Source organism: Achromobacter semiaridum, assembly GCF_053543755.1.
The window spans coordinates 3,625-14,502 of record NZ_JBLVOL010000096.1; the positions used below are offsets into that span (position 1 = coordinate 3,625).

General features: G+C 66.9%; 9 protein-coding genes. 1 reads left to right on the top strand and 8 read right to left on the bottom strand.

Annotated elements, in window-relative coordinates:
* Positions 1 to 52: 52 nt before the first annotated feature.
* Positions 53 to 994, bottom strand: a complete 942-nt coding sequence (locus tag ACNPP0_RS22430; RefSeq protein ID WP_448707050.1) for a DUF3829 domain-containing protein — start codon at positions 992 to 994, stop codon at positions 53 to 55.
* Positions 995 to 1,270: 276 nt separating this feature from the next.
* Here ACNPP0_RS22430 and ACNPP0_RS22435 point away from each other — a divergent pair, with 276 nt between their 5' ends.
* On the top strand, positions 1,271 to 2,719 hold the full coding sequence (locus ACNPP0_RS22435; RefSeq protein WP_448707051.1) for an AlkA N-terminal domain-containing protein: 1,449 nt from the start codon (positions 1,271 to 1,273) through the stop codon (positions 2,717 to 2,719).
* Between the two features lie 207 nt (positions 2,720 to 2,926).
* On the opposite strand, the gene ACNPP0_RS22440 is transcribed toward ACNPP0_RS22435, so the two are convergent.
* The 7 genes from ACNPP0_RS22440 to ACNPP0_RS22470 all read right to left on the bottom strand — a co-directional run.
* Complete coding sequence (locus ACNPP0_RS22440) at positions 2,927 to 3,832, bottom strand: LysR family transcriptional regulator (RefSeq protein ID WP_332611357.1); 906 nt, start codon at positions 3,830 to 3,832, stop codon at positions 2,927 to 2,929.
* Between the two features lie 18 nt (positions 3,833 to 3,850).
* Entirely contained in the window at positions 3,851 to 4,333 is a 483-nt protein-coding gene (locus tag ACNPP0_RS22445) for a YajQ family cyclic di-GMP-binding protein (RefSeq protein WP_046805184.1), read from the bottom strand.
* 143 nt (positions 4,334 to 4,476) lie between these two features.
* On the bottom strand, positions 4,477 to 5,385 hold the full coding sequence (locus ACNPP0_RS22450; RefSeq protein ID WP_448707052.1) for a heme ABC transporter ATP-binding protein: 909 nt from the start codon (positions 5,383 to 5,385) through the stop codon (positions 4,477 to 4,479).
* A complete protein-coding gene (locus ACNPP0_RS22455; protein ID WP_448707053.1) occupies positions 5,382 to 6,380 on the bottom strand; it encodes a FecCD family ABC transporter permease in 999 nt (332 codons plus the stop codon). The genes ACNPP0_RS22450 and ACNPP0_RS22455 overlap by 4 nt, the downstream gene beginning before the upstream one ends.
* Positions 6,364 to 7,179: a heme/hemin ABC transporter substrate-binding protein gene (locus tag ACNPP0_RS22460; protein WP_448707054.1), complete on the bottom strand. Its 816-nt coding sequence runs from the start codon at positions 7,177 to 7,179 to the stop codon at positions 6,364 to 6,366. The genes ACNPP0_RS22455 and ACNPP0_RS22460 overlap by 17 nt, the downstream gene beginning before the upstream one ends.
* Before the next feature lie 105 nt (positions 7,180 to 7,284).
* Positions 7,285 to 8,331: a hemin-degrading factor gene (locus ACNPP0_RS22465; RefSeq protein ID WP_448707055.1), complete on the bottom strand. Its 1,047-nt coding sequence runs from the start codon at positions 8,329 to 8,331 to the stop codon at positions 7,285 to 7,287.
* 75 nt (positions 8,332 to 8,406) lie between these two features.
* A partial coding sequence (locus tag ACNPP0_RS22470; protein ID WP_448707056.1) for a TonB-dependent receptor occupies positions 8,407 to 10,878 on the bottom strand: 2,472 nt, incomplete at its 5' end.

Genomic DNA, 10,878 nt, shown 5'->3' on the forward strand with positions numbered 1-10,878 from the left:
CCCCGCCGTTCACAACATCTTCAACCTGAAGTTGAAGATGGCGCGGTGGCGATCAGCAGCGGTTGACGTTCAGGTTGTTGATCAGGTTGTTGAACGTCTGACGCAGGCTGTAGGCGTCGTCCACGATGGTGGGACGCATCATCTTGAAGGCGCCGGTGCGTTCCGCGTCTTGCTGGTAGCGGCCGCTGTCCGTGTTTTCCAGCACCTTGCGGCCGGCGGCCAGGAAGGCATTGGCTTGCATCATCGTGCTGGCGCAGCCCTTGGGGTCGGCCTCGCGGGTCTTCTTGTCAAAGCCCAGCGTCATCTCGTTCAGCTTGTCCAGCTGCTGCTTGAACGCGTCCTTCTTGTCGCCCAGGCCGGTGCCTTCGAATATGCCGGTGGCCTGGTCCAGCGTGGACTTGCCGTAATAGACCATGCCCGCGCGGTAGTAGGCCACGGTGTCCTTCTTGGCCTTCTCGAACGCTTCCTTGGTGTTGGCCGTGTCCTTCACGGAAATGCCATGGTAGAAGGCGCTTTCGGCCTTGGCCACGTCGGTCAGCGCAGCCACGTAGGCGGGGCTTTTCTCGCGCGCCAGCGCGCCGTTGTCCGACAGGAAGGTCTTGGCGGCGGCGTAGTTTTGCAGTTCGGTGGACAGCGGGGCCAGCTTGCCCAGCGCGTCGGCAAAGTTCTTGGCGGGCGCGTCGATCTCGGGGATGGCCGGCTTCATGGCCAGGGCCTTTTCCAGCTTTTCCTTGGTGCGCAGCACCATGATGTCGTTGCCGATGACGTAGTCCTTCACGGGCTTCTTGTCGGCCATCTTGGGCACCATGTACTTGTTGTACTGGTCCAGCGTTTCATCAAACGACTGGCTGATGCTGTTGGCCGCGTCAACGTACTGGTTGTACTTGACGATCTCGGCCTGGGCGGTGCTGGCTTCGGCGGCTTTTGCTTGCGGCTTGGCGTTGTCGTCACCGCACGCGGCGAGCATCAACGTGGCGGCCAAAATAGCGGACATGCACAAGGGGCGCGACATAAAAATCTGTTCTCCGAAAAAGGGAACGCATCATATGCCGCCGTGTTGCTTAACACGCTACAAAGTCATTCAGACCTGTCACAAGGGTTTGCAAACCGCGACGACATCTTTACATGCCCGTCCATGCCCGCGCTTTTGGTCAGGCGCAGGCGTGCCGCGCGGTGGATGTGTCGGCGGTTTTCGGACAGCAATATCATCGGCACAACAGTGTCCGAAAACCGCTAGATGCCCGCCTGCCGGCGGCGCTAGCATGGCGGCATGAACCTGGACCACGACGCCTGCTACCGCGCCATCAGCGTGCGCGACGCCCGTTACGACGGGCGCTTCTTCACGGCGGTGAAGACCACGCGCATTTATTGCCGCCCGGTGTGCCCGGCGCGCACGCCGCTATCTCGCAATGTCACGTTTTTCGCCAGCGCCGCCGGCGCTCAAGAAGCGGGGTTTCACCCTTGCCTGCGCTGCCGCCCGGAAACCGCGCCCGACCTTGGCCCCCCGCGTGAACTACCGGACAGCGTGGCGCGCGCGCTGGCGCTGATCGAGGCGGGCGCCTTGGACGATGCCGGCGTGGATGCGCTGGCCGCCAGGCTGGGCGTGGGCGACCGGCAACTACGCCGGCTGTTTCGCCAGCATCTGGGCGCGTCGGCGGTGGCCGTGGCGCAAACCCGGCGTGTGCTGCTGGCCAAGCAACTGATCCACGAAACCCAGCTGCCCATGGCCGACATTGCCTTCGCTTCCGGCTTTGGCAGCATTCGCCGCTTCAATGAAACCTTCCTGGCGCTGTTCGGCCGCGCGCCCGGCGCGCTGCGGCGTTCGGCCCGGCCCGATGTGCCCTATGCCGCGCAAGGCGAAATCAAGCTGTTGCTGCGCTACCGGCCGCCTTACGACTGGGCGGCCATGCTGGATTTTCTACGTCTGCGGGCCATACCCGGCATGGAGCGCGTGGATGGCGATTGCTATGCGCGCACGGTCAGCGTGGATGGCATGCAGGGCACGATCGGCGTGCGGCCGGGCACCGGCAACGCGTTGCTGGCCACGGTGCGCGTGGCACGCGTGAATGCATTGCCGACGATCATTGCGCGGATCCGGCGGCTGTTCGACCTGGGCAGCGACCCCGTTGCGCTGGCGGCGCAGTTCGGGCATGACCCGGTGATGGCGGCGTTGATCGCCGCGCGCCCTGGCTTGCGCGTGCCGGGCGCCTGGGACGGATTTGAATTGGCGATGCGCGCGGTGCTGGGCCAGCAGATCACCGTGTCGGCGGCTATCCGGTTGGCGGGCAAGCTGGTTGCCGCGCATGGCGCATGGCTGACGCAGCCCGAGGACGGCCTGACCCACTGTTTTCCCGAGCCGCCGGCGCTGGCCCACACGGAGCTTGCCGGTCTGGGCATGCCGCGCAGCCGCGCGGCCACGCTGTCGGCGGTGGCGGCTGCGGCGGTGGCGGACCCACGTTTGTTCGATCCGGGCAGCAGTCTGGAAGACGCGGTCAAGCGGCTGCGCGCAATACGCGGCATCGGAGAGTGGACGGCGCAGTACATTGCGTTGCGCCAATTGCGTGAACCGGATGCGTTTCCCAGCGCGGACATCGGCTTGATCCGTGCGTTGGAGAAATTGGAAGCGCGGCCCTACACGCCCGCGCAGTTGCTGGCGCGGTCCGAGTCATGGCGGCCATGGCGCGCGTATGCCGCGCAGCATCTGTGGTCGGCGGGTTGAGCGCAACGGACTGAGGACCGGGCGGCCTGCTGTCTGCTGCGTGCTGTCTGCTGCGTGCAGTCTGCTGCGTGCGGTCTGCCGCGTGCTGTCTGCTGCGTGCGGTCTGCTGCGTGCTGTCTGCTGCGTGCTGTCTGCTGCGTGCTGTCGGTTCAGTCTGCCGCTTGCCACCCGCCTGGTTGCTTCCGCGCGGGGGCTGCGCATCCTTCCCTACCAGGCTGCCTGTTTATCGCGCTGAAAGTAGCCCACCAAAAAATCCACAAAGACGCGGACCTTGGCGGACAGGTGGTGGCGTTCCGGGAACACGGCGTAGATGTCGGCCTGCGGCAGCGCGTAGTCTTCCAGCACGTGCACCAGCCGGCCGCTGCGCAGGTAGCGCGCCAGGTCCCATTCGGCGCGCTGCAAGATGCCCAGGCCGGCAAGCCCCCAGGTCAGCGTCACTTCGCCATCGTTGCTGCTTAACGCACCGCGTACCTTCACGGTTTCGCTGCGGCGTCCCTTGGTGAAGCGCCACAGGCTGTAGGCGTCTTCGTTCTGGCGCAGCACTATGCACTGGTGCCGCGTCAGGTCGTGCGGGGTCAGCGGCACGCCATGCGCTTTCAGGTAAGCCGGCGATGCGCACACCAGCCGCCGGTTGGGCGCGATCTTGCGGGCAATCAGTCGGGTGTCGGGCAGGTCGCCAAAGCGCACCGCCACGTCGAACGCGTCCTGCACGAAGTCGGCGGGGCTGTCCGTCAGCTGCAATTGCAGCATCACGTCGGGATACTGCCGGGAAAATTCCGCAATGGCCGGCGCGATGTAGCTGCGGCCAAAACCCAGCGGCGCGTTGACCTTCAAGCGGCCGCGCGGGGTGTCCTGGCGGCTGGCGATCAGCGCGTCCAGGTCTTCGATTTCGCCCAGGATGCGGCGGGCGCTTTCCAGGTAGACCTCGCCTTCGGCCGTCAGGCTCAGGCGCCGCGTGCTGCGGTTGAACAGCCGCACGCCCAGCCGCGCTTCGATCTGCGCCAGCCGTTTGCTGACCGCCGCGGGGGTGACATCCAGCTGGCGGGCCGCGGCCGACATGCCGCCGGCGCGGGCCAGCTCAACCACCAGTTGCAGTTCGCTGGAATGCCCCATGGCGGCGGGCCGGGGCGCTTAGTCGCGAAAGTTTTCGAACTGCAAGGGCAGGTCGACGTCGGTCTTTTTCAACAGCGCGATGGCCGATTGCAGGTCGTCGCGCTTTTTGCCGGTGATACGCAGCTTGTCACCGTTGATCTGCGATTCCACCTTGAGCTTGGCGTTCTTGATGGCGGCGATCAGCTTCTTGGCCACGGGCTGTTCGATACCCTGCTTGATGGTCACCTTCTGGCGGGCGCCGCCCAGGTTTTCCAGGGGGTCGGCCACGTCCAGGCAGCGCACGTCGATACCACGCGCCGACAGGCGGCCGCGCAGGATGTCGAGCATTTGCTTGAGCTGGAAGGCGCTGGAGGCAACCTGGGTGACGACGAACCCTTCCAGTTCGAACTTGGCGTCGCTGCCCTTGAAGTCGAAGCGGGTGGATAGTTCGCGGTTGGCCTGATCGATGGCGTTGGTAAGTTCGTGTTTGTCGACTTCAGAGACGACGTCAAAAGTAGGCATGACACGGGTCCTGTTGGATGATGAAAAATCGGGGGTAGGCATCAGGTGCCCGCAGTGTATGACGCGGTGTACCTCGGCCGCCATTTTACCGGCCCGGCGCCGCCGTGCGCCACCAACCCGAATGGCGCGCACCGCCCTGCCCGCTACACCGTCAGGACCAGCAGCCGATCGGGCTGCAAAGGATGCGCGATCACCTGGGCCTCGATGCCATAGGCCCGGTACAGGTTGGCGGCCGTCAGCACCTGGGCCGGCGTGCCCTGCGCGATGGCGCGGCCGGCGCTTAGCAGCAACAGGCGGTCGCACCAGCGCGCGGCCAGATTCATGTCGTGCAGAATCACCAGGACGCCTGTATTGCCCTCATGCGCCAGTTCCCAGGCGCGGTGCAGCAGGTCGCCCTGGTGCTTCGGGTCCAGGCTGGCGGTGGGTTCGTCCAGCAACAGATAACGCGCCTCGCCGGGTGCGCGGGCGGCGTGGCATTGCACCAGCACACGTGCGAATTGCACGCGTTGCTGTTCGCCGCCCGATAGTTCCGGGTAGCGGCGGCCGGCCAGGTGCGCCACATCGGCAAGGCCCAGCGCCTGAGCCACCAGCGCATCGACTTGTGCAGGCGCCAGTTCGGCGAACGGGTAGGCGCCCATTGCCACCACTTCACGCACGCCCAGGTCGAAAGTCAGGCCGGGCTTTTGCGGCAGCACCGCTCGGCGTCGCGCTTGCCGGCCCAGCACCATGCCGGCAAGCGGCGCGCCGTCCAGCGTTATCTGGCCGGCATCGGCCGAGAGCTCGGCCGCCAGCGCACCCAGCAAGGTGGATTTGCCCGCGCCGTTCGCGCCCAGCAAGCCCACGACCTCGCCGGGGCGCACCTCCAGCGACACGTCGGTCAGGATGCGCGCGCCGCCGCGAGACAAGGTCAGCCTGTGGGCGGCCAGGGCTTGTCCGCCCGTGGCCTGCCCGGCCGTGCGTGGGGCGGGTTGCGTCTGTGCAGCCTGCGCCTTTGCAGCCTGCGCCTTTGCAGCCTGCGCCTGTCCGGCCGCTATTTGTGTGGGCGATGTCATGCCAGCCTCCGGCCGCGCGCCAGCAGCCACAGGAAGAAGGGGCCGCCAACCAGGCCCGTGACCAGGCCGATCGGCAGTTCGGCGGGCACGACGACGGTGCGCGCCATCCAGTCGGCCAGCACCAGCGCCAGGCCACCGGCCAGCACGGTGGCCGGCAGCAGCCACCGGTGATTGGCGCCCAGCGTCATGCGCACCAGATGCGGCACCACCAACCCCACGAAGACGATGGTGCCGGTGGCCGCCACCAGCGGCCCGACGATCAGCGCGCTGGCCAGCACCAGCTGCGCCCGCACGCGCTTGAGCGCGTAGCCCAGATGCTGGGCCTCGCGCTCGCCCAGCAGCAAGGCGTTCATCACGCGCCACTGGCACATCAGCCACGCGCTCATCAGCAGCACCCACGGCGCCAGGAAGGCCAGCACGTTCCAGTTCGCGCCGCCCAGGCTGCCCATGTTCCAGAAGGTCAAGTCGCGCAGCTGCGCGTCGGTGGCCACGAAGGTGAACAGGCCGATCACGCTGAACGACATTGCCGTGATCGCCACGCCCGCCAGCAGCAAGCCCGCCACGCCGGGCACGCGCCGTCCCACGGCATACGCGCACATCGTCGCCAGCAGGCTGCCCACGAAGGCGGACGGCGCGGTGACCCAGAACCCACCCGAGGTCAGCACGATGGCGGCGACGGCGCCCAGCGCGCCCCCCGCCGAAATACCGATCAGGCCCGGTTCCGCCAAAGGGTTGCGAAACAAAGCCTGCATGGCCGCGCCCGCTATCGCCAGCCCCGCCCCCGTTACCACCGCGAACAGCACGCGCGGCAAGCGGATGTCGATCAGCACATTGCGCCACAAGGCGTTTTCAGGCGTGGGCGTGCCCCACAGCAGCGCCGGCAGTTCGCGCAGCGGGATCGTCACCGCGCCGTGCGCCGTGGCGCCCAGCACGGCCAGCAGCAAGGCCAAGCCCAACAGCACCAAGGCCGTTGGCGCGCTAACGCGCCATGACATCGGCCACCTCTTGTTTAAGCTGGGTAAGCGCCAGCGGCAGGCGTGGCCCCATGCCCAGGATCAGCAGGTCGTCCATGACCACCACGCGACGCCTGGCGGCCGCTGGCGAGCCGGCGACGCCCGGCTGCGCCAGGAACTTGTCCATGCCGCCGGTGGCCTCCAGCGACGCTTGCGTCACCACGATCAGGTCAGGCGCCAATGCGCCGATGGCCTCGGCCGACAGGGGCTTGTAGCCCTGCTGGTCATGCAGCACATTGGTCAGGCCGGCCAGCTGCATGACTTCATTGGCGGCGGTGTCGCGGCCCGCGCCCTGCGGCGTGCCCGTGCGGTTAAGCAGCAACAGCGCGCGCGCCCGCGTGGGCGCAATGGCCTCGGCACGCGCGAGTTCCCGCGAGACCTTGTCCACCATGCGTTCGCCCGCGGGCGCCACGCCCAGCGCGTCGGCCACGGCACGGATGCGCGCCTTCAACGAATCCACCGACGGCGCGTCCGGCACCGTGACGACGCGCACGCCCACGCCCGCCAGACGCTTGAGCGCTTCGGGCGGCCCGGCCTGTTCCGATGCCAGCACCAGATCGGGTTTAAGCGACAGCACCCCTTCGACCGGCACGGCGCGGTAATAGCCCACGCGCGGCAGGCGCGTGGCGGCTTCGGGGTAGAGGCTGGACAGGTCGTCCCCCACCAGCCGGTCGCCCTCGCCCAGGCCATAGACGATCTCGGTGACGCTGCCGCCCAGGCTGACCACCCGGCTGGGTTCAGCGGCGTGCGCGCCCGGCGCGACGCCGCAGCCCAATGCCATCGCCACTGCCACAGCGTTTGCCCATGCCTTTGCCTTTGCCAATGCCTTTGCCTTTGCCTTTGCCTTCGGCATGGCGATTGCCGACCATTTTTTCATCGCATGTCCTCAAACCGCCAACGGCGCATCGCACAGGCCCACCAGCAATTCGCGCCAGCCGGCCAGCTCCGGCTTGCCGGGTTTGCGCTCGCCGAAGAACTGCACGATCAGGTCGCCCGTGTCGGCATAGACCTCCAGCGACGTGACCCAGCCGTCGGCAGTCGGCTTGTTCACCACCCATGCCGAAGCGATGGCGGTGGTGTCCAGGTGCAGGTTGAACTTCGGGTCCAGCACGTTGTACCAAGGGCCCGTGCGGCGCAGTTGTTGCACCGGACCGGTATGGATCTGGATCATGCCGCGATTGCCCACGAAACACATGATCGGCAGCGCCGATTCCGCCGCCGCCTGCAACATGCGTTCAACGGATTCGGCCGGCACGGGCTGCGCCAGATCGTCACCCACCGCCGCCAGCGCCGCCAGCCGGGTCACCTTGAACTTGCGCAGCAAGGGGAAAAATTCGTGGGTGTCCCGCATGGCCAGCCAGGCCTGCCGGAAGGCCGCCGCGTCATCGACCTGAGCGGCATCGGTGGCGGGCGCATAGGCTTGCGTGTCGGGCCATTGCGCCTGGCCCGCGAACTTGGCGACCAGCGCGTCATAGGCGGCGGCGTTAGTGGCGTCGGTGCGGTACACCTTGTGCACCGCCGCGCCCGCGCCGTCGAAGAATTGCAGGCTGTGGCGGCCGTCCTGCTGAACGGCCCAGGCCGATTTCCATGCGGTAAAGAACACGCGCAGGTCGATGTCGGGTCCCAACACCAGGCCCACCAGGCCGTCGGCCTGAATGTCCAGGTATTCACCGTGGCGTTCATGCACGCACCAGTCGTTGCGCGTCAATGCCATCACTTCGCCCAGCGTGCCCAGTTCGCGAAAGATATCTTGCGGCGAACCATGCAGCGCGGTGGATTGGACGCCGCCACAGCCGGCGGCGATCCATTCGGCCTCGGACACGTTCAGCGCCTGGGCCAGGTTGCGCGCGCGCAGCTTCGGTTGCGTGGCGGACAGGGCTTCATTGCGGGCGCGCAGTTCGTCGGCGCGGGTCGTGAAATCTTGATTCGTCATCGTAGGCCTCCAGCCCAAAGGGTTCCGTTTACCGCCGCCGCCCGGCGGATGCCTGGCGGCGGCGTGTGATCAATGTCAATACTGGTACGTCAGGGACACGCGCACGCTGCGTCCCGGTTCGGTGTACCAGTCCACCGTGCGCGGCAAGGCCAGCGACCCGGCGGTCGGCACGTTGATGGCTTCCCAGTACTTCTTGTCGAACAGGTTGAACACGCCAGCCTGCACCTGCAATCCCTTCACGGCGGTGGGCCGCCAGTAACCCATCAAGTCCACCACACCATAGCCCGGCGCCTGGAAGTCGGCGTTGGGCGTTGTGGCCGATGCCTCGGGGTATTCGACCTTGTCGCGCTTGAGCGCGGTGGTCAGCATGGCGTCCACGCCCCATACATCCCGCCCGTAGCCCACGCCCAGGATGGCTTTCAGCGGCGCCACGGAGTTCAGGTACTGGCCCGTGCCTTCATCCTTGCCCACGGCCCAGGCCAGCGAGCCCCAGGTGCGCCAGCCCGGCGAGAACTTCCAGTGCGCGCTGGCTTCGGCGCCATAGATGCGCACCTTGCCCCGGTTCACGTTGCCGGTCACGCCCAGTGGATACTGCCCTGCCCAGCCGGTCTGCCATTGCGGCGAGTTGGCGTCCAGCGGCTGACTGGTATCGATAAAGTTCTGATAACGATTATCAAAGAACGATACCGCACCGCCCAGATCGTCGGAACCGATCTTGGCGCCCAGTTCCCAACCCTTGCTGGTTTCGGGTTTCAGGTACGGATTGCCCACGCGCAAGTAGGTGCCGGGGCCGCCGTAGTTGGTGTAAAGCTGGCTGGCGCTGGGCGCCTTGAAGCCGTAGGCGTATTGCGCGTACAGGCTCAGTTCGTCCATGGCCTTCCACGTGGCCAGCAGCTTGGGCGAGAAGCGGCTGCCACTGTTGGACGGCGGCAGCGCGGCCGCGTTCGGGTTGCTGGCGTAGCTTTCGGTGGATTGCGGCTTTTGCTCGTAGTGGTCGTAGCGCAGGGCCGGCATGACGGTGTAGCGGCCATCGGCAAAGCTGAATTCGTCCTGCACCCATAGCGCCCATTGGTTGCCCTTGGACTGCGGCACGTCGGCCTGATTGGTATGCAGCATGTCGCACGAACGCGGGCCAAACGGCGCGGGCAGGCCGGGGCGAATGGCCGGGCAATTGTCGTAGCCGCTGGAATTCTGCTCGGTCTTGTTGCCGAACCACTCTCCGCCCACGGTCCACAGCTGCGATACGGACGCGCCGGCCAGCCGCTTGGTCAATTCACCGTTCACGCCGAAGAGCGTCTGCTGGATGGAATTGCTGCGCCCGTAAGGGCCACTGGGAAAGCCATAGCGGAACGGGTCGCCGGGGATGATGCGCGCGCGGGAATCCACGCTGCGCATGCCGTCCAGCGAATTGTCCAGCCGCACGCGCTGCCAGTAGACGACGGCGGTTGCCGAGTCGATCAGGCCGCCGGCGCTGGGGGCCTGGTAGGAATAGTCGAACGACACGCGCTCGCGCTCGGTCTCTTTCTTCGTGCTGTTCTCGCCGTACAGGTAGCTGGTGCCCGCCCCCTGTTCGAACATGTTGTCGATGTCGGCCTTGCGCTTGAAGGTTTCGCCGGTCAGGCCGAAGCGGTGGCCGCCTTCAACGCGTTGTTGCAGCTTCAAGAGGAAGCTGCGCTGGTCGTAGTCTTCCGGGCTGGGCTCGCTGCGCTTGGGGCCGTAGCCGCCCACGTCGCCCCGGTTGTCCAACGCATGGCCGTTGCGCACGCCGGCCTGCACCAGCCAGAACGTATTGCTGTGGATCTGGCCGGCCAGTGCGGCGTTGGCGCCCCAGCTGGAATCGGCGGAGTCGTAGTCGGTTTTGGCCAGTGCGCCAAAGGTCTTGCCGTCCGTTAGCAGGTCGGAGGGATCGAGCGTGCGCAGGTCGGCAATGCCGGAGATCGCGCCGGAGCCGCCCGCGCTGGCGTCCGCGCCACGCACGATGTCCAGGCGCGACAGGCTGTTGAAGTCCACGGCTTCCAGCCCGCCCTTCACGCCGCGCGCACCGTCATCCAGCCAGGGCAGGCGGATGCCGTCCACGCGCGTCAGCACGCGGTCTTGATCCAGGCCGCGAATGTTGATGCTGTTGTTGGACCGGTTGAAGCTCACGCCCGGTTCGGCGCGCTTGCCCAGGTCGCTCCAGTTTTTGATTTGCAGGTCGTCCATGCGCTTGCGGTCGGTGCTGGTTTCCCACGCGGGCGTGGCGACCGCGCCCTCGCCTTCTACCTTGACCGGCGCCAGCTGCGTGATGCCGGGCATGGCGGCTTGCAGCACGAACACGTTGCGGCTGCGTTCCTGTACGGCCAGGCCACTGCCGTCCAGCAGGCGCGCAAAGCCGTCCGCCACGGTGTAGGTGCCCGACAGCCCCGGCGTGCGCCGTTGTCCCACCAGCGCGGCGTCGAACAGCACCGTCACGCCCGCGCTGTCGGCAAAGCGCGGCAGCGCGTCGGCCAGCGTGCCGGCGGCGATGCGATAGGGGCGTGCATCGCGTGCGGCGGCGGCCGTGGGTGC

Coding starts and splice junctions, on each gene's coding strand:
- ACNPP0_RS22430 (WP_448707050.1), bottom strand. CDS start 994: ATGTCCGCTATTTTGGCCGCCACGTTGATGCTCGCCGCGTGCGGTGAC.
- ACNPP0_RS22440 (WP_332611357.1), bottom strand. CDS start 3,832: ATGGGGCATTCCAGCGAACTGCAACTGGTGGTTGAGCTGGCCCGCGCC.
- ACNPP0_RS22465 (WP_448707055.1), bottom strand. CDS start 8,331: ATGACGAATCAAGATTTCACGACCCGCGCCGACGAACTGCGCGCCCGC.
- ACNPP0_RS22435 (WP_448707051.1), top strand. CDS start 1,271: ATGAACCTGGACCACGACGCCTGCTACCGCGCCATCAGCGTGCGCGAC.
- ACNPP0_RS22460 (WP_448707054.1), bottom strand. CDS start 7,179: ATGGCATTGGGCTGCGGCGTCGCGCCGGGCGCGCACGCCGCTGAACCC.
- ACNPP0_RS22450 (WP_448707052.1), bottom strand. CDS start 5,385: ATGACATCGCCCACACAAATAGCGGCCGGACAGGCGCAGGCTGCAAAG.
- ACNPP0_RS22445 (WP_046805184.1), bottom strand. CDS start 4,333: ATGCCTACTTTTGACGTCGTCTCTGAAGTCGACAAACACGAACTTACC.
- ACNPP0_RS22455 (WP_448707053.1), bottom strand. CDS start 6,380: ATGTCATGGCGCGTTAGCGCGCCAACGGCCTTGGTGCTGTTGGGCTTG.